This window comes from Psychrobacillus sp. OK028 (assembly GCF_900103605.1).
Classification (GTDB): Bacteria; Bacillota; Bacilli; order Bacillales_A; family Planococcaceae; genus Psychrobacillus.
Window position 1 is genome coordinate 153,629 of sequence record NZ_FNHY01000005.1, and the last position, 22,080, is coordinate 175,708.

21 protein-coding genes are annotated in these 22,080 nt (G+C 36.8%); 9 read left to right on the forward strand and 12 right to left on the reverse strand.

Annotated features, from left to right (window positions below; all coding sequences use genetic code 11):
• Positions 1 to 47: 47 nt before the first annotated feature.
• Both BLR36_RS10445 and BLR36_RS10450 read left to right on the forward strand, forming a co-directional pair.
• Entirely contained in the window at positions 48 to 896 is an 849-nt protein-coding gene (locus tag BLR36_RS10445; RefSeq protein WP_093061689.1) for a TetR/AcrR family transcriptional regulator, read from the forward strand.
• A gap of 202 nt (positions 897 to 1,098) precedes the next feature.
• Complete coding sequence (locus BLR36_RS10450) at positions 1,099 to 1,671, forward strand: hypothetical protein (protein ID WP_093061690.1); 573 nt, start codon at positions 1,099 to 1,101, stop codon at positions 1,669 to 1,671.
• 78 nt (positions 1,672 to 1,749) lie between these two features.
• Here the strand turns inward: BLR36_RS10450 and BLR36_RS10455 are convergent, their stop codons facing one another.
• Together BLR36_RS10455 and BLR36_RS10460 are read right to left on the reverse strand one after the other, a co-directional pair.
• Positions 1,750 to 2,769: an STAS domain-containing protein gene (locus BLR36_RS10455; protein ID WP_093061691.1), complete on the reverse strand. Its 1,020-nt coding sequence runs from the start codon at positions 2,767 to 2,769 to the stop codon at positions 1,750 to 1,752.
• Between the two features lie 67 nt (positions 2,770 to 2,836).
• On the reverse strand, positions 2,837 to 3,688 hold the full coding sequence (locus tag BLR36_RS10460; RefSeq protein WP_093061692.1) for a GNAT family N-acetyltransferase: 852 nt from the start codon (positions 3,686 to 3,688) through the stop codon (positions 2,837 to 2,839).
• A 66-nt stretch (positions 3,689 to 3,754) separates the two neighbouring features.
• Here BLR36_RS10460 and aroD point away from each other — a divergent pair, with 66 nt between their 5' ends.
• Positions 3,755 to 4,507 carry a type I 3-dehydroquinate dehydratase gene (aroD, locus tag BLR36_RS10465; RefSeq protein ID WP_093061693.1) on the forward strand — a complete coding sequence of 251 codons (753 nt, stop codon included), beginning with the start codon at positions 3,755 to 3,757 and terminating at the stop codon, positions 4,505 to 4,507.
• Positions 4,508 to 4,703: 196 nt separating this feature from the next.
• A complete protein-coding gene (locus tag BLR36_RS10470; protein ID WP_139185086.1) occupies positions 4,704 to 5,618 on the forward strand; it encodes a DNA-3-methyladenine glycosylase family protein in 915 nt (304 codons plus the stop codon).
• Positions 5,619 to 5,698: 80 nt separating this feature from the next.
• On the opposite strand, the gene BLR36_RS10475 is transcribed toward BLR36_RS10470, so the two are convergent.
• Positions 5,699 to 6,586 carry a stalk domain-containing protein gene (locus BLR36_RS10475; protein ID WP_175454039.1) on the reverse strand — a complete coding sequence of 296 codons (888 nt, stop codon included), beginning with the start codon at positions 6,584 to 6,586 and terminating at the stop codon, positions 5,699 to 5,701.
• A gap of 130 nt (positions 6,587 to 6,716) precedes the next feature.
• Between BLR36_RS10475 and BLR36_RS10480 the strand changes: the two genes are divergently transcribed.
• The 3 genes from BLR36_RS10480 (at position 6,717) to asnB (ending at position 10,796) form a co-directional block, all read left to right on the forward strand.
• Positions 6,717 to 7,616 carry an ABC transporter ATP-binding protein gene (locus BLR36_RS10480; RefSeq protein ID WP_093061695.1) on the forward strand — a complete coding sequence of 300 codons (900 nt, stop codon included), beginning with the start codon at positions 6,717 to 6,719 and terminating at the stop codon, positions 7,614 to 7,616.
• On the forward strand, positions 7,609 to 8,844 hold the full coding sequence (locus BLR36_RS10485; RefSeq protein ID WP_093061696.1) for an ABC transporter permease: 1,236 nt from the start codon (positions 7,609 to 7,611) through the stop codon (positions 8,842 to 8,844). The genes BLR36_RS10480 and BLR36_RS10485 overlap by 8 nt, the downstream gene beginning before the upstream one ends.
• Before the next feature lie 107 nt (positions 8,845 to 8,951).
• The gene (asnB, locus tag BLR36_RS10490) at positions 8,952 to 10,796 is read left to right on the forward strand and encodes an asparagine synthase (glutamine-hydrolyzing) (protein ID WP_093061697.1); all 1,845 of its coding nucleotides are present in this window, start codon (positions 8,952 to 8,954) and stop codon (positions 10,794 to 10,796) included.
• 168 nt (positions 10,797 to 10,964) lie between these two features.
• On the opposite strand, the gene BLR36_RS10495 is transcribed toward asnB, so the two are convergent.
• Positions 10,965 to 12,089, reverse strand: coding sequence for an N-acetyldiaminopimelate deacetylase (locus BLR36_RS10495; RefSeq protein WP_093061698.1), 1,125 nt, complete (start codon positions 12,087 to 12,089; stop codon positions 10,965 to 10,967).
• Positions 12,090 to 12,100: 11 nt separating this feature from the next.
• Entirely contained in the window at positions 12,101 to 12,814 is a 714-nt protein-coding gene (gene dapD / locus BLR36_RS10500) for a 2,3,4,5-tetrahydropyridine-2,6-dicarboxylate N-acetyltransferase (RefSeq protein ID WP_093061699.1), read from the reverse strand.
• Positions 12,815 to 13,245: 431 nt separating this feature from the next.
• Here dapD and abc-f point away from each other — a divergent pair, with 431 nt between their 5' ends.
• Complete coding sequence (gene abc-f, locus BLR36_RS10505; RefSeq protein ID WP_093061700.1) at positions 13,246 to 14,901, forward strand: ribosomal protection-like ABC-F family protein; 1,656 nt, start codon at positions 13,246 to 13,248, stop codon at positions 14,899 to 14,901.
• 178 nt (positions 14,902 to 15,079) lie between these two features.
• Positions 15,080 to 15,502, forward strand: a complete 423-nt coding sequence (locus tag BLR36_RS10510) for a DUF4395 domain-containing protein (RefSeq protein ID WP_093061701.1) — start codon at positions 15,080 to 15,082, stop codon at positions 15,500 to 15,502.
• A 35-nt stretch (positions 15,503 to 15,537) separates the two neighbouring features.
• Here BLR36_RS10510 and BLR36_RS10515 read toward each other — a convergent pair whose 3' ends face one another.
• The 7 genes from BLR36_RS10515 to BLR36_RS10545 all read right to left on the reverse strand — a co-directional run bounded on the left by BLR36_RS10515 (position 15,538) and on the right by BLR36_RS10545 (position 21,996).
• The gene (locus tag BLR36_RS10515) at positions 15,538 to 15,954 is read right to left on the reverse strand and encodes a hypothetical protein (protein ID WP_254771370.1); all 417 of its coding nucleotides are present in this window, start codon (positions 15,952 to 15,954) and stop codon (positions 15,538 to 15,540) included.
• Positions 15,884 to 16,405, reverse strand: coding sequence for a hypothetical protein (locus BLR36_RS18825; RefSeq protein WP_175454040.1), 522 nt, complete (start codon positions 16,403 to 16,405; stop codon positions 15,884 to 15,886). Before BLR36_RS18825 ends, BLR36_RS10515 begins: the two co-directional genes overlap by 71 nt.
• A gap of 121 nt (positions 16,406 to 16,526) precedes the next feature.
• Entirely contained in the window at positions 16,527 to 17,243 is a 717-nt protein-coding gene (locus BLR36_RS10525; protein ID WP_093061702.1) for a YebC/PmpR family DNA-binding transcriptional regulator, read from the reverse strand.
• Positions 17,244 to 17,346: 103 nt separating this feature from the next.
• On the reverse strand, positions 17,347 to 17,772 hold the full coding sequence (locus tag BLR36_RS10530) for a DUF1801 domain-containing protein (protein ID WP_093061703.1): 426 nt from the start codon (positions 17,770 to 17,772) through the stop codon (positions 17,347 to 17,349).
• A gap of 91 nt (positions 17,773 to 17,863) precedes the next feature.
• Positions 17,864 to 18,376, reverse strand: coding sequence for a DUF2179 domain-containing protein (locus tag BLR36_RS10535; protein ID WP_093061704.1), 513 nt, complete (start codon positions 18,374 to 18,376; stop codon positions 17,864 to 17,866).
• A 30-nt stretch (positions 18,377 to 18,406) separates the two neighbouring features.
• On the reverse strand, positions 18,407 to 20,452 hold the full coding sequence (locus tag BLR36_RS10540) for a CocE/NonD family hydrolase (RefSeq protein WP_093061705.1): 2,046 nt from the start codon (positions 20,450 to 20,452) through the stop codon (positions 18,407 to 18,409).
• On the reverse strand, positions 20,452 to 21,996 hold the full coding sequence (locus BLR36_RS10545) for a BCCT family transporter (protein ID WP_254771371.1): 1,545 nt from the start codon (positions 21,994 to 21,996) through the stop codon (positions 20,452 to 20,454). The genes BLR36_RS10540 and BLR36_RS10545 overlap by 1 nt, the downstream gene beginning before the upstream one ends.
• Positions 21,997 to 22,080 lie beyond the last annotated feature (84 nt).

Here is a 22,080-nt window from a genome sequence, read left to right on the forward strand (position 1 = left end):
CTAATTAGTCAGTTGTCAACAATATGAACTAGGAGCGATAGTTTTAAATGGGTAAAAAACAGTTAATCATGGAAAAAGCAGTAGAACTTTTTGCACAACAAGGTTTTGAATTAACCTCTGTTCAACAAATTACAGAACACTGCGGCATTTCTAAAGGCGCGTTCTATTTGTCATTCAAGTCTAAAGATGAATTGATAATAGCATTAATAGATCAATTTATGAGTCAAATGATTTCAGATACTGACTATCAGGTCACAAAAAACCAAAATGATGAGAAAACATTATATGAATTTTACTTTACGATGTTCAAATCCTCTCAAAAGCACTCTAATTTCGCTAAAATTTTGATGAAAGAACAGTCTCAATCATTTAATAAGGAACTTGTTAGTAAATTTCACCATTATGATCGGTTACTAGAAAAAACTATCCTCACCATGATGGAAGGGTTATTTGGGGAAAAGATTGAAAACACGAAACATGACTTAGTCTATTGTATTAAAGGTTTCATTAGTATTTATTCGGAATTGATATTATTCAATAATGTCCCGGTAAATTTAGAACAGCTCGCACATTCATTAGTAGAAAAAACAAACTTACTTGCTACACAGATTACAACTCCTTTTGTCACCAAGGAAATATTCCAACTAAAGCGGTTGTCCCATGAAGAAGTAACTAAAGATCAACTACTCGAAATTTTAGAGCAAAGTTTAAGCGAAGCAGAAGAACTGCTTGAACAAGAATCGCTTAGCTTGTTAAAACAACACTTGCTAGAGCCTTCTCTAAGTCAAGTTCTCATAGAAGGTCTTTTAAAAAATATTCAAGGATACCCTAATTGCAAATGGATTGCTTATTTACTTCGGAATTATTTTGCACTTGAATTTACCGAAAATAAATAGTGAAGGCCCTTGGAAAGTTTATCCTTCGTGTAACTTTTACAGGGGCTTTATATGTTTATGAAGAAGCGTGAACTTTCGAGGCCTGCAATATTTAAATTAACCTTTAAACAGTAATTGCTAGCTGGAGATTATTTCAAGGTTCGGTCTTGCTCTATTCGGGTACTTATACACTACATCACTTTTAATAGAGAGTTGCGATAAAATGTTTGGATTTTCAGATTTACTGTCTTTAGTAATTTCAGCTTTTATCATCTTACCCGTTGTTGTATTCCTGCGAGAAGCAGGTTACTTGATAGTTAGTGAGATTTTCGGTGTAAAGAACCCAAGGCTGACTATTGGCTCTGGCCCTCGTGTTTTCAAGTTTTGGATAATTGATATCAGAAAATATTACCATTTATTTAGTTGGTTTTCCTATGATGCTTTAAGAAGGGAAAGTAAGCTAGCCTATGTATGTATTTACGCAGGTCCTATACTCATGAATCTTTCGGTTGCTCTTCTTTTAAATGCACTATTAGCAAACGGTCTGTTAGAAGAACATAAAACGTTTTGGAATCGTTTCATATTTTATGGATTTTATTATGTTTTGTTTGATATTATTCCGATGAGAACAGTAAATGGCATGCCAAATAACGGCATGATTATTTATGAAATGCTTCGATACGGAAAACGGACCGATTACAACCACGAACCTTTTATATACAAAACAACCGATATTGAAGAGGAATACCAAGAAACTATGGAAGAAATAGAGGATAAGAAAAAAGAAGAAAGATAATAGAGAAACGCTAAAATGAGTTGGAGAGGACGACTTTTCCCTGTCCTTCTCCTAGCCTCTTAAGTATTGAATCTTAAATTAAATTATTTTTCTGCCCATTTGCCCTAATGCATAGTGAATACCATGTTGCAATGTCTGAAAGCAGTCAAATTGGGATAACGAAACGTTTGACTGAGCAATAATAATACCTAGCTGTGCTGAAATTCCTACAAGTACAGTCTTAACCCCTATTAAGGAAGAGGCTGAGCCAATTCTTTCGATAAAGCTCGCTGTATGCAGACTAATATCTTCATTAAGTCCTGTTAAATCAAGTACTAGATAATTCGCTCTGTATGAAGGTAAATTAGTTAATGTTTTCTCTAATAATGCCTCTGAACGATCTTCGTCATACTTACCTATCAACGGTACTACGACTATCCCATCCAAAACTGGGATAATTGGTGAGGACAGTTCTTCCACTAATTCAGTTAAGTCTCTTACTTTATCTTCCACTACTGCTTCTAGATGAAGAATTTCATTCATTTCTGTTTTTCGAGCAAGCTGACGAATATTACTATTTACTGTAATTGTAGATGGGAAGTATTTTACTTCAGTAAATTCCTCACCCTGCAATTGATCTTTTACTACCTCGTACCAAATCTTTTCATTCAGAAGTCCGGAGAATATACCGGCATAGTGCGCTGGCATATACTTTCCTCCCTCTGATTTTTCCTGCGCTATATTTATTTTATATTCCCAGCTATTTTTAAATTTAGCCGTGAAAGTCTTTTCTTCGATATTCAGGTTTTCTACTTTTGCTAATCCCCAGCCAGCGGATGCATATGTATTTGTTATTAGATCAACAGCTTCTTGAACACTAACATTTTTCATATCCTGAAAATACTCTCCGACTAATATGCCTTGACGAAATCCGGTAGCCTCAAAAACTAAAGCAGATGCTTCATCTCCCGAAATCTCTTCTATAGTATCAAAGAAGGACTTCATCGCAGAGGTAACCCAAAAAAGAACAGCATCCTGCTGTTCAAAGAGAAATTCTCCTTTTTCTAAATCCCAATTAAAATGAATGCCACCTATATCAATCCCAGCTTGCTTGTCCAATGTAAAATCCCCTTCCATGTTAAAGTCTTATACTTAGTCTACTACTCTAACAGGGAAAGGACACTATTTATATTGCTTCTAATTTTAAATGAACTGAATCTACAAGCTTCTTATAGCCTATTTCCTGATAGATTTTATTGGATGTTGGATTGAGCATATCTGTATATAACACACAAAACTCAAATTCCTTCAGTAACTCTTTACTTACTGCAGCAACCATAGTTCGACCATACCCTTTTCTTCGTTTTTCGGGGGGAGTAAAAACAAGAGAAACTGTAATTCCATTTGCAGTTGGCCTTGCCTTTTTCATCATGGAAACAACTTCTCCATGGTCTTCCCAGAGGAAGACTTCCTGTCGCTCTAACATAGATTTCACACGTTTTTTTATTTCTACTGGAGCTGATGAGGATAAGCCAGCATCCTGCTCAAATTGTGCGTACCATTTCTCTATAAGCAGTGCATCATTTTCCGTTGCATAACGCCACATGCCTGAACTCATTTCTAGTGTTTCCTCTACCTGGTCTAGTCGATAAAGCCCTTGATCCATCAATAAAGAGTAGCTTCCCCCTGTTTTTTCTTGCCACTTGTTAGCAAATAGAACAGCCCACTCCTTCACACTGATTATTGATTCTACTGGTACAGCATGAGTGATTAATTCGTTTATACATATGTTAGTGGAAGTAGAGATTTGATTTTCATCAACAAAAATAATATTTAAAGGATGTGGAGGTGTCATTTGAAAAATTGCTAATATTTGACCATTTTCTTCAATAGTAGCCATGTACGGATTATCGTATACCCCGGCTTTTATACTTTCTAGAACACCTAGAAATAAGCTGAATTTATCTTGGTTTTTCTCCAAAAAAGGTGTAACTCTACTTGCAAATTTGTCTACTTTTTCATAATGCTGAAAATTCATATAAATGACCTCCATTTCTCTTTGTATGTTAATATAACCTAAAACACTGCCGGAGGGGATACTTTTATGAAAGTTGTTTCGATTAGAGATATTCACATAGGAAAAGGTGCACCAAAAGTCATTGTTCCACTAATGGGAAGAACTCTAGATGAGCTCCTTTTGGAAATAAAAACAATTAAACAAATAAATTTGGATATAGTTGAATGGAGAGCAGATTTACTTGAGGATATTGAAGATATAGCTAAAGTAAAACAAACACTTGCTGTCATTCGAGAAGAACTATATCCTATCCCACTTCTGTTCACTTTTAGAACACATCGTGAAGGTGGGAACAAAGCCATAGAAGACTCGTACTACGAGACACTTCTAATAGAAATGATGAAAACGAAAGAAATAGATTTGCTAGATGTAGAGTTATTCTCGCCTAAAGTGACAGAAATTATGGAAGCTGCAAAAGAAGAAAATGTTACTATCATTATGTCTAATCATGACTTCGTAAAGACTCCAGCCAAGGAAGAAATCATGTGGAGACTTAAAAGAATGCAGGAGTTAGATGCACAGATAACTAAAATTGCCGTAATGCCAAACAATCCAGCAGATGTTCTGACACTGCTAGATGCAACTTACACAATGCAGTCATTATATGCAGACCGTCCGATGATCACCATGTCTATGGCTTCTACTGGAGCAATCAGTCGATTAGCTGGAGAGGTTTTCGGCTCTTCCGCAACATTCGGTGCTGGTGTAGAGGCCTCTGCTCCTGGTCAAATTCCAGCAAATGACCTTAAACATATTTTAGAATTACTACATACAAAATAAAAAACAGGTCGAAAAATGACTAATCCTTCAAGGTCTAACCTATTTCTATCGTTTTCGAAGGGCTTTTTTAGACACACTTGTTGCTCTATTATTGCCAAGTGATTTTTGGGATGTTGGTCGGACGTCGTTAGACTATCTGGTACCCTCCTCCAACTTGTAAATACTCTAATTGCAAAATTAATGAGGTGTAATAAATTTGTATTGGGAAGAAATAGAGGACAAAATACTATTGCATACCCCGTCTGGATTTAGCTTTTCTAAGAATCTTCATTATCTCTCCAGATCAACCAACGAATGCTTGTTTCTTATTCAGGACAACAAAATCCGAAAAGCAGTATCACTAGAAACCTGCACTCCATTAATAGAGATCAGCGAGTGCGAAGATCAAATACTAACAATTGAATTTTTAAATCATACACGTCCAGAAAATAAAAGCAGTCGCGAAGAGCTCGTAGCCTATATAATTGAGTGGTTTGATCTAAATGTCGATTTGCGGGAATTTTATCAATTAGCTTCCGGTGATCCTATATTGTCACACGCGATAAAAAAATTTGAAGGATTACGCATTATGGGCATTCCTGATTTGTTCGAAGCAATGGCATGGGGGATACTCGGTCAGCAGATCAATCTAACATATGCTTATACATTAAAGCGCCGTTTAGTTGAAACTTTCGGTCGCACTGTTCGTTTTGAAGGCCACGACTATTGGTTATTTCCAACACCCGATGCTATTGCGAACCTGACCGTACAGGATTTAAGTGGGTTAAAGATGACCGTAAAAAAGTGTGAGTATTTAATAGAAGTGGCAAACTTAATCCATAACGGTGTCCTTACAAAGCAAATGCTCCTTGAAACAAATGATGTAAAAAAAGCAGAAAAGATTCTTACTCAAATCCGTGGGATTGGCCCGTGGACCGCTAATTACGTATTAATGCGTTGTTTAAGATTTACTTCCGCTTTTCCAATTGATGATGTGGGACTACATAATGCTATTAAACAGGCAAATGGTTCCCAAACCAAGCCTACTAAAAGCGAAATCATGCTGCTAGCTCAGAACTGGAAAGGTTGGGAAGCATATGCAACCTTTTATTTATGGAGATTGCTTTACTAATAACGCAAAACTAACCTTACTCTCAATCTAAAAATAACCCATCCTTCTTCATTCATAAAAGGATGGGTTTATGCTTTTGCTTATTTTAATATATCTAGGATTTCATCAGATACATATGTTTTCTTATCTTTTAACACTGGTTGTGCTAAAAATAATTGCAAACTTTTATTGTAGCTGTAGACTTTCATATCACGAATTATTTGGATAGAACTGTTCCCTTTTGTAAGGGTTACTTTTTTTTGTGTAGAGGTAGAATAACTTTTCACTTCATACCCTAGATGTTCAGCTACTTTACGAAGAGGAATCATTTTTATCCCATCTTGTATAAAATAATCATTAATAATAATTTGTTTCAGTTCGGGTGAAATATAGTTTAAAGCGACAACCTTCGTTGGAATTGCTTGGGCTGGAATGCTTTTTGTAGCCATCGTATAGAATACAATAAGTTCCTTACCACTTAAATCTGGAAGTTCTAACTTTTCTCCTGCAGTATTTTCCAGGATAGTTTTATTATCCACTTTCAAATTCAATTCATTATCTAAACTACGTAGTTCTTCATCGAATTTCCCTACTTTAACGGAACCGAATGTTTTTTCATCATGTACAATCACTAATTCTGGAGATATTTGCGCTGGATATATCATAATCATCGGTTTATCTTTGTCATAGTAAGCATCTATTTGCTGTCCTTTTTGGAATGCTGATTTCTCAATCTTTTTCGTGGATCCACTATTGAATACAAGCGATTCGTCCGTTACGTTAAAAAAAGTTATCTGCGGCTCATTGCTAATTGTTTCTACCGTCAATGTGACAGTATCCTCTTTAGTTTCTACACTTGTAATAACTCCAGATGCTTTTACAAAATTAGTTGCTTCTACTTTTGCATCCCCACTTTGTGCATACACTCCTTGGCTCCATATAAGCCCTAACGTTAATATCAGTACGATAACTCCACAAATTTTCTTCATCAAACCACTCCTTTTTTTGTTTCTCTTTCCATTTGACGGTCTCATTTACAAAAACGTTACAATTTAAATGAAACATTCTTACTATTGATTCGTATAAGATGAAAAGAGAAAAATAGTTAGGAGTTTGAATATGACATTATCAATTAATCAAGTAACTAAGAGATATCAAGACTTTGTCGCTGTTAACGGTTTGTCCTTTACAATTGAAAAAGGAGAAATTTTTGGATTAATCGGTCAGAATGGTGCTGGTAAAACAACGACATTCCGTATGATTTTAGACTTACAGGAAACAACAGAAGGAAGTATTACATGGAATGGGCAGCCTATAAATTCGATTAATCGGGATATTCTAGGTTATTTACCTGAAGAGCGCGGCATCTTCCCTGCCATGACAGTAGAGGACCAATTATACTTCTTTGGAGAGCTTAGGGGTAAGCATAGAAAAGACTTAAAGAAAGAGGTAGATTATTGGATTAATCGTTTTGAATTAGAAGATAAACGAAAAGCAAAAGCAGAGACCTTATCCAAAGGAAACCAACAAAAGGTTCAATTAATCGCAAGCTTTATACATGAGCCAGAGTTCCTTATATTAGACGAGCCATTTAGCGGATTGGATCCTGTTAATATGGATTTGCTAAAACAAGCTATTCTCGACTTGAAGCATAAAGGAACTACCATATTGTTTTCTAGTCATCAGATGGATAATGTGGAAGAGCTTTGTGACCATTTATGCCTTTTAAAGCGTGGAGTATCTCTGTTTTCAGGTAGGTTACTTGATTTAAAGAAACAATACGGAAAAACAAAACTGGCTATTCGTACAGATGTACCTAAAGAGGTTTTAGCTGGATTACACGGCGTAAGGGATATTCAAGTTGGTAGAGACCATTATACATTAACACTTGAGGATGAATCGTATGCACAATCAATCTTTGACTATGTATCTAGTGGAAAGTATATAGAGAAATTTAGTTTGGATTATTTATCATTAGATGAAATTTTCAAGGATAAGGTAGGTGCTACGCATGTCTAAGTTTTGGTTATTAGTGAAGCAGCTTTATGTTCAAAAAGTTAAAGCGAAATCATTTATATTTTCTATCGTATTATATGTTGCTGTCATTAGTGGTGTTATGTTTTGGTCCGATATTAAAGAAGCGTTTTTCCAGGAAGATGCTCTAAAAATTGCTTTAATCAACGAGACAGATGTAGAAATCGAAGCTTTGTTTGAATCGACTAGTGATATCCAATTTACCTTCCCTACAGACGAAGTAGAAAAGGTAGAAGAACAAGTAATAGACGGGGACTTTGCGGCTGTAATTTTCGTGGAGGATCAAGATAATTCACTTACAGCAGAAATCGCCACCTTCGAACCACTGACGTTTAATGATCAGCAAAGCCTTTCTGCTACTTTACAATACGCAGGGAAAATTTATGAAGTGCAGCAGCTGAATTTAACTGCGGAGCAAGCTAACAAAATCCTTCAATCCGAAACTAACATCACGATGAAAAGCCTTGATGAATCTACCTCAGGTAAAAGTGAGGATGAGAAGGCTGCGGGAATAGGAGCTTCTTTTTTAGTAGGATTTTTAATTTATTCATTTGTTATGACATTTTTATCGATGATTACAACGGATGTTGCTTCTGAAAAAGGTTCTCGTGTTTTAGAAGTTTTACTTGCGAGCGTAAAACCATCTACACACTTTATGGCAAAATTAACTGGGACATTTCTTTTAGCATTAACCCAAATTGCAACATTATTAGTCGTTCAAGGTTTGTTATTTGCACTGATTGACGGAGGCTCGAAATGGGAGGTTGTGCAAGAACTGGTCAACGAATTATCCTACTCATTTATCGGATACTCCGTAGCGTTTTTATTGATAACAATTATTTTATATTTAATTCTAGGTGCATTATTAGGTTCTTTAGTCTCTAAGGTGGAGGAATCGAGTCAGGCTATGATGCCTGCGATGATGGTTGGAGTTATCGGATTCTATGTCCTAATATCTGGGATGGCAAGCCCCGACACGATGCTCATTAAAGTATTCTCTTACATCCCTTTCACATCTGGTATGGTCATGCCACTTCGGATTGGGGCAACGGATATTTCTTCATTCGAACCAATTCTTTCCATGTCTATATTAATCGGCACTGTAATTCTTCTGTTCTTAGTAAGCTTATCCTTCTATAAACGAAGTGTATTAACTTATAGTAGCGGAGGAATAATCCAAAAAATCAAAACCGTGCTAAAGGTTACGACTTAACAAAACTTCATTTCATTAAAACAATCGCGAATGTATCTTTGCGATTGTTTTTTTATACAATTCTTGATCACTTGCATAAAATAATGGATGAAAGAAGGGATGCATGTATGTGTGGAATTACTGGTTGGATTCATTTTCAAAGGGATTTGAGAAACGAATTGTCAGCAGTTGTAAAAATGACAGGAACCTTAAAGAAACGGGGTCCAGATGACGATAATATATGGAGTTCTCCGCACGCCGCGTTTGGACATCGTCGACTCACAGTAGTAGATCCTGTTGGTGGAAAGCAACCAATGACCAAAAATTATCAATCAAATGAATATACACTAACGTATAATGGAGAATTATATAATACGGAGGATCTCCGAAAAGAATTATTGAAACGTGGGCATACTTTCTCTGGTCATTCAGATACCGAGGTTTTATTGACCTCTTATATCGAATGGAAGGAAAAATGTCTTAACTATTTAAACGGTATATTTGCATTTGCTATTTGGGATCAGTTGGAACAAAAAGTGTTTATTGCACGAGATCGTCTAGGAGTTAAACCACTTTTTTATACCGAGAAAAATGGAGGATTCCTTTTTGGTTCTGAGCAAAAATCGCTTTTTGCACACCCTGCTATTTCTCCAATTCTTAATAGAGATGGTCTTGCTGAGATTATTGGATTAGGTCCATCGTATACCCCTGGTTCGGGTGTGTACAAGGACATAAAAGAATTGCGCCCAGCCCATGCATTAAGCTTAACTCGGAACGGGCTCCGGACTTGGCGTTACTGGAATGTAGAAAGCAAAGAACATACAGATTCTTTAGATGAAACAATCGAAAAAGTTCGCTTCCTAGTAACCGATGCTGTAGAAAGGCAGCTTGTATCAGACGTACCTCTTTGCACTTTCCTTTCTGGTGGTTTGGATTCTAGTATTATTACGTCCATTGCTGCCAAATCCTATTCAGAGGATTCTATATCCCCACTGCACACTTACTCCATTGACTATCAAGACAATGACAAGCATTTCCAAGGCAACACCTTTCAACCTTCAAACGACCTCCCTTGGATCCAAAAGGTAACAAACCATCTCGATACGAAACATCATTTCTCCATTATTAGTCAGCAAAAACTGGCAGAACATTTAAGAGAAGCTGTTCACGTGAGAGACCTTCCCGGAATGGCAGATATCGATTCTTCTTTACTATGGTTTTGCAGAGAAATAAAGCACGACTTTACTGTGGGCCTATCTGGAGAATGTGCAGACGAAATATTCGGTGGCTATCCTTGGTTCCACCAGGTAGGAAATTCGGAAAAAGGATTTCCTTGGATACGATCTAGCACGGAACGTGTACAATTATTGAACGATAGTTGGCAAGGTAAATTACAAATAGAAGAATACGTTCAAAATGCATATAAAACAACTTTATCTGAAACTCCGCTCTTAGAAGGAGAAACAACAATAGAAGCAAAAAGACGTGAGCTATTTTATATGAACATGACGTGGTTTATGACAACTCTTTTAGTTAGAAAAGATCGGATGAGTATGGGGGCTAGTCTAGAGGTACGCGTCCCATTTGCCGATCATCGGCTAGTTGAATATGCATGGAATATTCCTTGGGAATACAAAATGGTTGGCAATCAGGAAAAAGGAATTCTGAGAAAGGCATTTGAAGGCAGTCTGCCATTTGATGTACTTTATCGCAAAAAAAGTCCCTATCCAAAAACACATAATCCTGTTTATACCGGTATTGTGAGTACTATGTTAAAAGAGCAATTGGAGGATAAAAACTCCATTCTTCATGAACTCTTTCAAAAGCAACGGTTGAAAGATTTAGTCGAATCAAATGGAGAAGCATTTAAAGTACCATGGTTTGGTCAGTTAATGTCTGGTCCACAGCTTCTTGCCTATTTAGTGCAGATGCATATTTGGTTTAAGGATTATGATGTACAACTGGTGGATTGAAAGTATTCATCAAACAGAAAATGGATAAGAGTAAATCACTACCGAGAGTGAGTAATCAATCGGCGAGAGCGAGTAAATGCTGGTTGATCCCGAGTAATTGAAACGCCAGAGAAAGTAAACAATAAAAAAAGGATTTACTCTGCTCCAAACAGAGTAAATCCTTTTGTATTAGCTTGAAATCTCACGAAAATAAGCATCTATAAACGGCACGAGATAGTCTATGACCGCTTCATCAGGACTTAGCTTTGGATGATGCAACCCATAAGGTGAGTTAACACCAGCCCAAAACAACATACCTGGTATTTCTTGTAGAAAATAACCAAAATCTTCGCCAGTCATGGCTGCATCACATAAAATCGCGTTAGTAGCTGGGTCTCGTTCTGCAAATGCTAAAAATTCATCCGCAAGCAAAGCATCATTTTTCACCTGATAATAGGATGAACCGTAGTCTATATGAATGGCACATTCAAAAGCAACTTCTGCTGCTCGACAGAACGACTGAATTTTTTCTTTAATAATCGTCATCGTTTCTGCATCCATTGTACGAATAGTGCCCTCTAACCGAGCATGACCAGAAATGATATTTTGCACAGTTCCTGAGGTGAACTTTCCTATCGTAAGAACTGCAGGATTCATCGGATTAACAGAACGACTTACGATTGTCTGTAGTTGTAATAATAGAGTAGCTGCTGCGACAGACATATCTCGAGCTTGATGAGGAAATGCCGCATGCCCTTCCCTGCCAACTACGTCAATGAACAATTCAGAAGTATTGGCAAATAGTAAACCTGGACGAGTAGCCACAGTTCCAACAGAGTATTCTGGTGCTATATGGAAAGCAAATATTTTATCAGGCATTAATGCCGGTTGCTCTTTTTTCAACCATTCTCGCATAGGTAGTGCGCCACCCGGACTTTCCTCTGCTGGTTGAAATAGAATAACTACATGATCTTTTATAGGGGTTTCTACTAATTTTCTTAGTAAACCTAATGCCACAGTCATATGCACATCATGACCACAGGCGTGCATTTTCCCAGGATGACTGGATTCGAATGGCAGTCCAGTCACCTCTATTATCGGAAGTCCGTCAATGTCCGTTCTCCAACCAATCGTTTGTGAAGGTTTAGTGCCCTCTATTTTCACAACGATACCTGTTTTCCAAATAGTAATGGACAGTCTATCCTGTGGAAGTGAACGGATCTGTTCCAGTAAATAGCTTTGTGTTTTTACTTCTTCAAAACCTAATTCAGGTATGCGATGTAAATCTCTCCGAATATCTTGTAAGGTTTTCATCATCCACCAACTTACAACTGACGCAATTCTTGCATAATTTCCGTTTTCGATTTTGTTTGATCATCAATTTCTTTAATCACTTTAGCAGGTGCTCCAACAGCTACTGTATATGGCGGGATGTCCTTAGTAACAATGGCACCAGCTGCTACAACTGCACCTTTACCAACTCTACACCCTTCTAAAACTACAACATTTGCGCCAATTAATACATCATCTTCAATAATAACCGGAGTTGCAGAAGGTGGCTCGATTACTCCCGCTAGCACTGCACCGGCGCCAATATGACAGTTTTTCCCTACGGTTGCACGCCCACCAAGAACAGCACCCATATCGATCATCGTTCCTTCTCCGATTACTGCACCAATATTAATAAGTGCGCCCATCATAATAACGCTATTATCTCCAATACTAACCTGATCTCGAATAACTGCGCCCGGCTCAATTCGAGCATTTATTCCCTTCAAATCTAAAAGTGGAATAGCAGAGTTACGACTTTCATTTTCTACTACAATATCTTCAATTTGATTTTTATTTTCATTTATAACGGTTTCAATTTCAGACCATTCTCCAAATAATACTAGGGAATTTCCTTCACCAAACACCTTTGTATTTTCCCCGAAGGAAATCTGATCTATCTCATTTCCTTTTATGTATACTTTCACTTGTGTTGATTTCTTTGCGTGTTGAATATATGAAATAATTTCATGTGCATCTAGATGTTTCATTTTTCCTACCTCCTCAAATATGTAATTATTCTACAGGAATTTTTATTAAAAATCACGAATTTAAATACATACTTCAAAATAAAATTGAAAATTCATATTTTCGGATAACTTACAAACTACGTTATCTTTTCATACTCTGAGACAATTAAATATATAATATGCTATAATCCAATTAACAAATTTGAAGGGACGATGGGTGGACAATGATTATATAATCTTATTTCTCGCATAATATTTGCTGCTTCGTGCAGAACAAAATATTTTAAGCGCAAACGGAAATAGGATTAGTCTGCCCATTTTTCAGTACGATACGATTGATTTTCTCTACACTAATGAATGTGTAGCGTTTTTTCGTATATTTTTTATGGTCAGCAACATCCTTCCGTATTATTCGGAGGGATTTTTTTATTCCTCCAAGAGGAGTGGTTAGTATGACATTATTAGGAAAAATAAATGATATAAGCATTATTTTTGGAGACGACGAAGTACTACAGAACGCAAAAGGAGATATTCCATCAGATGCTGTGATTGGAATTGTTGGTGGAAACGGTGAAGGTAAATCTTCGTTACTCTCCGTTCTTTCCAATAAAGCAATTCCTGCTAGTGGGAAGGTAGAGTGGATTGGGAATTCCCCCTCAATAAGTTACTTTCAACAGGAAGATGAGCACTTTAGTCAAACAGAATATGAGCACGATGAATGGACCTACTTCAGTAAATGGACTGTGCCAGAAGGAAGAGAATATGCCCACCTAAGTGGCGGGGAAAAGATGAAAAGAAGACTGTCTCGTGTATTTGCGGAGAACTCTCAGGTTTTATTGCTAGATGAACCTACTAATCATTTAGATCAAGAAAGCTTAGCCTTCTTAAAGAAACAGATTCTTTCCTACAATGGCACAATCCTTTTAGTTTCACATGATCGTTACTTCTTAGATGAGGTAGCTGATTATATTTGGGAAGTTGAAAATAAAAAATTGACGATATACGTTGGAAATTATTCGACGTATAGAGATAAAAAAGCCGAGAAAATCCTAACCCAACAAAGGTTATACGACGCCCAACAATCAAAAATACAGCAGGTCGAGAAACAAATTACTGAGTTGAAAAACTGGTCATCAAAAGCTCATGCAGACTCGACTAAGCATGAATTCAACAAAGAGTATTACAGGGTTAAAGCGAAAAAAATGGACGTCCAGATACGGTCCAAAAAGAAACGACTAGAATTGGAACTTACCAAAAATACTGTAGAAAAACCAGACGAAGAAAAAGATGTATCATTTTCCATAGAAGGAAACAAGAAAAAAGGTAAACGTGTCATAGAAGCTAAAAATCTGAGAAAAGAGTTCGGTAAAACAATACTCTTACAGAACGCTTCTTTCACCATTCAGTCAAAGGAACGTGTGGGATTATTAGGTTCTAACGGTAGCGGAAAATCGACCTTTTTCCGTATGCTTTTAGGGGAAGAAAGCTTCCAAGGAGACCTTTGGAAATCAGAATCTATGAATATTGGCTATTTACGTCAAACTGTTTTTGACTTACCTGAAGAACAAACGCCATTTGAATTTTTTGGACCAACTGATTTTGAGATTAGAGGACTTATCCAAACACTCATGACGAACTTAGGTTTTTCCAAAGAACACTGGTCACGACCTATTTCAACAATGAGCATGGGAGAACGAGTGAAGCTGAAGTTAATGGAGTTCATGCTCGACCAAAAGGATGTATTACTGTTAGATGAACCGACTAACCATTTAGATCTTCCTTCCCGTGAGCAATTAGAAAAGACACTATCTACTTTTCCAGGAACCATTTTACTTGTAACACATGATCGATATTTCCTAGAAAAGTTAACGAACAAATTGCTTATTTTTGAAGATAAATCGATTCGAAAAGTGGAAATGAACTATAGCGAATGGATGTATAAAAACAATGAATCATTACTTGAAAAAGAACTATTAACACTAGAAACAGAACGACAGGCCGTGCTTGGAGAACTTAGTTTTTTAAAGAGTAATGACCCTAGATATAGTAAGTTAGATATACAATTTAATGAATTAACGAAGAAGATAAATGAATTAAAAAACAAATAACCTCGAAAGCAGTTCTTCCCCAAGAGCTGCTTTTATTGTGCGGTCTTCTAAGAATGTAGTTTCCAATCATGTTGTGTCGATTTCCCGGGAAATATGTCTGGATGTGTGTTCTTTTATTTACTTTCTGTTGAATTGGACATATAATAAAGTAAATCCAATAAGAAAAGTAGGTTTTAAAATGAAAACAATTCCCAAACCACTTGTAATGGTCCATCAATGGACAATTGTTTTATCTGTACTCATTGCGTTAATAACTCAATCTGCGTGGACCTTACTTATCCCGTTAGTCGCAAATTTATCGAGTTTATTAATAGGTTTTCACCCAATACTAATTTTGGCTAAAAGGTTTTTATCTAAACCTGCCAATCAATATATACAAGAAGACTATGTACAACTTAGATTTAATCAGTGGTTGGCAGTAGGCTTTTTACTCGTCGCTAGCATTAGCTTTTTCCTAAGCTGGTTGTTATTATTCAATTTCGCAACTATCATGGTCGGCCTAGCTGCATCCATCGCAATAGCAGGATTTTGCATCGGTTGCTTCGTCCGATTCCAATTTCAACAATGGAACTATCGCAGAAAAAATTCAGCAGTAAATTAGATAAAACAGCCTTTCCAACAAACAGGAAAGGCTGTTTATTTCTCTTCAAATTCGAAGATACTTTTTAAATTACTTGTTCCTTCTTCGTCTAATCTCCCATAGGAGTCGCCTTCAATAATCGTAGAAGTTCCGTTAACTTCAAACCAAATATAATACTCCACTAAACGTTCAGGCATATTAACGTCATCTTCCAGAAAAAGAACTGCTTTAACATCCTCTTTTCTCGCCATTTGTGGCACTACATTTCTTTCCCATTCAATCTGTTCGAATGCTTGGCTTAACTGTTCGACTTTATTCAGATCAGCGATAATTATTTCATCTGCATAATTACCATCTTCAGTTACTTTAAAAACGTCTACTCTTGTCAACTTTTCTATTGTTTCATTTTCTTCCGAACATCCCACTAACAAAACGATGGACAGTATCATAAATAGAACGATTAATTTTTTCATCTCGTCCTCCCTTTCTACTAAAATTAATGCTTATAAAAGCAATAAAGAGTGCAATTAAAAACAATCCAATAAAAAATGGTGAACTCAGATTGTCTATTCCATATTTATCGCCAGCGTACTCCCCGTCTCTCGTCGCCTTAATAAATGTTCCATCATCCTTCAGTATAGCAATAGCTTCATCCGTGCTTATCCCTTGGATGGAATAATACTTAGTTCCTTTCGGATAGGCATTTGAGAAATTACCAGAGTAGGTTCCTTCTCTGTCGGAATACTTCGTTACATGACCAACTTTTTTAACGACCTCATTGACCTGTTCAGTCGTGATTACATATACGTAGTCATCCCATACGACAAATGCATATGCCCAATCAGCTAATGACTTCAATGGAAATAAAAAAGATGCAGTAAGAACAAAGACAATACCAAGTTTAAATATTTTTCTACTATTCAAATAATAAACACTCCTTAAAAACATTGGACGTTCTAGCTCTATTTCTGTTTCATTATAATTGTTCAATAAAAAGGCTGTTTCAAAGTAGAATATTACTTTGAAACAGCCTAATTTTCTTTGATTATCCTAAATCCACATTGTGATAAACTTGTTGAACATCTTCTAAATCTTCAATTGCATCAATCATTTTTTCGAATTGTGCTTGAGCGTCTGCATCTAATGCAATATCGTTTTGAGCAAGCATTGTTAACTCTGCAACTGTAAAGTCTGTCACACCTGCAGCTCTTAATGCCTCCTGCACAGCATGGAATTGATCCGGCTCTGCGTAGACAATTACTGCATCTTCCTCTTCTAAAATATCACGAGCGTCAACGTCTGCCTCCATCAAGATCTCTAGTACATCATCAGCAGTTTTACCTTCTAAACCAATAACTGCAGTTGCATCAAACATATAAGCAACCGAACCACTAACACCCATATTACCGCCATTTTTACCAAATGCAGCACGTACATCGGATGCAGTACGGTTTACGTTGTTTGTTAGTGCATCAACGATGACCATAGAACCGCTTGGTCCAAACCCTTCGTAGCGAAGCTCATCAAAGCTTTCTTCGGATCCACCTTTTGCTTTTTCAATCGCTTTATCAATAATATGCTTAGGCACACTGTATGTTTTTGCTCGTTCTAGTACTACTTTTAATGCTTGGTTAGAAGTAGGATCAGGCTCACCTTGTCTTGCAGCAACATATATTTCACGACCAAATTTCGCATAAATACGACTAGTATTAGCGTCTTTGGAAGCTTTCTTTTCTTTAATATTATTCCACTTACGACCCATAAGTCCCACTCTCTTTCGCATAGCTAAATTTTATACTGTAATATTATACATGAAACCCATATAAACTAGCAAAATAAATACATTAACTTCCAGTACAATGCTATTAATTCGGATATAATTCTTGTAGAAATGCTATAGATTGGGTAATCATTTCCTTTAGAACATCTACATCTATATCATCGACTTTGTTTATATATACGCATGATTTTCCCGTCGTATATTTTCCGAAGCGTTTGAGTGTCTCTTCTCGCGTTGTATCACCTGTTGCAAAATACAAACTGATTTTTGCTTTTCTCGGTGAAAAACCTACTAAAGGAGCATCGCCCTCATGACCAGAAGCGTATTTATAATGATAACTCCCAAATCCGATAATGCTCGGTCCCCACATTTTAGCTTGATAACCGGACGTCTGCTCAAAAATTTCTAATAGTTTGTGTGCATCTTCCCGTTTCTTTGGACTATCCACCGCCTCGATAAATTCAATAACATCCACATCTGTCTCTTTTGTCTTCGCTTCGTATTTTGCCACCTTACCACCCCATCATTACTAATTTTAACAATAGAATACCATACAATAAAAAAAGAGCCTATTCCACTTAAGGAATAATGACTCACAATTTTTATTCAGTTAATTTCACAAGGAACCCACCATTAAATCTAGTGGGTTCATATGAAATGATAAATGCCTTTGGTGATATTGACATTATATAGTTTTTTAACTTTTGTTCGTTTTTTCTTTTTGCTAAAACCTTCATACAAAGTCTCTTCCCACCCATGCCGTCAGCAACCCAGGATGTTACTCCATAACCTTTGGATCTTATCCTACTAGCAAGTTCAATTTCTATGGAATCAACAATAACCTCAAATACTACATACCCTAAAGCAAGTCTGTTTTCAATAATACTGCCAAGATATACACCAAGACCCCACCCAATACAATAAGCAATAATATTTAATGGCTTATCTAAATTATCTAGAACCATCGTTAAACCCATCAAATAAACAAATACCTCTGCCATTGATAAAAATGAAGCTATTACCCTATAACCCTTTATAACTAAAATTAATCTCAACGTAGTAAGAGTCATATAAGTTACATTAATAACAATAATGAGCAGTACAATTGAATCCACATTTTTTCCAGCTTTCTTTAAATGTATTCATTACACAAAATCACGTTCCACCTCGAATGTTTTAAGCTCGTCATAAATAGCTTTTTCTCCCTCATAAGCTATTAAGTGATTTGTAATATAAAACTTATTCTTATCAGCCTTCATCGTACTTGTTGATTCCAGGCGGGTTTGCCATTCTTCTCTACCCACATTTAGTTTCCAATCACATTGAATAAACGCAGATAAGGGATCCCCTTCGACAATTTTATAAACATTACGATTTTCACTTCCGTATTCAAGGCCATTGTATGGAAGTCGTCGACAGCCTTCATCAGAAAAATCATCTAATATCCACTCATTCGTAATCGTATTATGTCTAATTTCTCTCGTCCTGCTTGATTCTCTTAAGATTTCACGTTCCATTACTTCTGCAGTTTCAGGTTGTTCAAAAGGAATTATATCTTGTATGTCATTTGGTTTACTATACACAGGTAAAATAAGTTTTGAGTCTTCATCTTTAATTACTTCAATCGTAGCCTCTTCAGCAGACGGCCATACATGTGGCCAACTAGTTGGAGAAAGGGACACTTGAAGCTTATGTCCAACAGGCAACTTATAACCTATTGCATCCAACTCAATCGTTACCGTAAACGCTTCGTTAGTGGGTACATCTTCTGGAAACTCATGGCTATTTCGGTGAGTTAAGTTTAACTGACCCCAGGTGATCAATTTAGAAGTTCCTTCAGGTGAAAGATCACTTAGGCGCACAGCAATATTTGCTTGTTTTTTATCACATTTTAGTTTAACTTGAACCTTCGGAAATCCTAAAATGGAAAGTTCATTTGTCAGTTCAACGCTTGTAAATGTTGTAGATAATCCATTTTCTATACTTTGGTCCGATGCCATATCTCCCTCCTGACCAAATGGACAAAAGACTCCCGCATACAGACCATGCTGTTGTTGTGTTTTTAACAGTTCTACTCCGGTATTTGGTGTTTCAACTAAATGCTGATTTCCAAAATAATAGGTTTGGTTCGTAACATTTTCAGTTGTCCATCCGTCTTCCGTAATCCACTCACCTGGTCTAACGAAATAATCCGTTTCTGGAGGTACAGCGTCTTGCATATATATGCGGAATGCAGGCTCATCCATAATGCCAGTTTCTTCTTCCTTCAACCATTGATCCCACCACCGGATACATTCTTGTAAAAATCCAATTTGCGGACCTGGAACTGCTACTTCCGGATATTCATGTGCCCATGGTCCGATTAATCCTTTTTTAGGACCTTTTAAATTTTGCATTAAACGGAAAACTGCATTTGTATATCCATCTGCCCAACCGCCAACTGCATATACAGGAATTTTAATATCATCATAATTTTCACATACAGAACCATGTTGCCAAAATTCATCTCTACGTTGATGGCGCATCCATTCTTCCACAAACGGTGGTGTTTTATGAAGACGTTCTAACCAATTTTCTCTCCAACTATCTCCTACATGTTTAGGATCTGCAGGCCGAGCATTGTATACTAACATTGTTGAAGCCCACCAGAGCATGTCCGATGCAAGTAACGCCCCGCCTTTGTAGTGAACATCATCTGCATATCGGTCGTCCGTTGAACATAGAGTAATGATTGTTTTCAATGCTCTGTGTTGCCTTGCAGCTACTTGGAGTCCATTAAATCCACCCCATGATTTCCCAATCATACCTACAGAACCTGTAGACCATTCTTGCTTTTCAAGCCAATCCAAAATTTCCAATGCATCGTCTTGCTCTTGCTTTAAATATTCATCGTATAATATTCCTTCCGAATCTCCTGTTCCGCGCATATCCACTCGAACACAGGCATAACCATGTCCCGCGAAATATGGATGTCTAAGGGAGTCACGGAGTGCAGTGAACTCATTTTTTCGATATGGTAAATACTCTAAAATAACTGGCACTGGCTGTTGCTCGGCTCCTTTAGGTATCCATAACTTAGCAGATAAACGGGTTCCATCAGACATGGGTATCCAAATATGATCTGTAACTTCTACTTCAAAAGGAAAGTCTTTCTTTATCGATCTTGTACTTTCTCTAACATTAAAAACCATTATTTTTCTTCCTCCTTCACGTATTGAACAACTTCATTCGGAAAATCTGTTTTAAGCCAACGTATTAGAGAAGTTACAAGCAATACATAAATGATAATTACTGGGACCGAAACAATAACGGAAGACGTTTGGATAACCTTTAATCCACCAATTAATAAAAGTGCAACCGAAATAGAAGCTAAAATTGCCCCCCATAACATCCGATGCCATCGGGCTGGTTCCTGTGTTCCCTCTAACTTTTTAGTTGCAATAGCAGATAAAATATAAGTAGCGGAGTCCAATGAAGTAGCTAGGAAAATAAATCCAAGAACTATAAAGAACGGTAAAACTAACTCACTAAAAGGTAATGTTTTTAGGATTGCCACTACCGCAGCAGGTCCTCCATCATTATTTAAAATATCTACTACATTCAATTTGTTAGTCAATTGAAGGTCCATCGTATATCCACCGAATACCCCAAAATAAATCCAACTTCCTAAAGAGCCCCATAACAAAATATGTGTTATTAGTTCACGAATTGTACGGCCTCTCGAAATTCTTGCTACGAAAAGTCCCATAAACGGTGCAGTAGCTGCAAACCAAGCCCAATAAAATACTGTCCAGGCTTGCGGGAACCCGCTTTTATCAATTGGATCTGTATAAAAACTCATCATCGCAAAGTTTTGTGCCATGATCCCGAAGCTATTTGTAAAATAAGAAAGAATAAATAGGGTTGGACCCGCAATTAATACAAAGACAGCAAGTGCCAGTGCCATATACACATTCCAATCACTCAATTTACGAATACCTTTATATAATCCCATATAAGCACTTGCACAATAGATAATCGTCCAAATGACGATAATTACTATGCTCAGCTTCATGGATTGTCCTACACCAAACACTTCGCCAATTACATTAGATACCATTGGTACACCTAAGCCAAGAGAAGTTCCAAGCCCACCAACTAAACTCCAGATAACCAAGATATCGATTACTTGACCAATAAAACCATCTGCATGCTTACCTAGAATTCCACGACATGCAGTGCTTATTTTTAGAGAATGATTCTTTTTAACAAAAAATGAATAGGCGATAGTTACTGTCGGCATTGCATACAGGCACCATGCTGAAATCCCCCAGTGAAACATACCATACGCAACTGCCCAATTTGCTGCCTCATTACTTTGTGGCTCTATACCAAATGGTGGTCCAATATAATAGTAAATAGGCTCCATCATAGACCAAAACATTATACTTGTGCCCATCCCCGCACAAAAGAGCATAGCTCCCCAGCTGAAAGTCGAAAACTCAGGTTTTTCTTCTCCTAATCTCACTTTTCCATATTTACTAAAAACAAGCCATATTAACATTACAAACAGACCAAAAGTTAGGAATTGAAAAGCCCAATCTAGTTGCCGAGTAATACCAGTCAAGATACTATTCATAAATGGTTCTGCCGATTCTCTAAACACAACTAATGTTACTGTTGCTATTGCAATAACAATAAGTGATGCCCAAAAAACCAATGAATCAATCTTAACTTTCCCCATTTCTTTCTCCATACTATTTCCCCTTTTCTAACCACGATTAAAAAATAATCATGATTATTTTTAGAATACTTCGACATTGTATCATGGTATAATTAA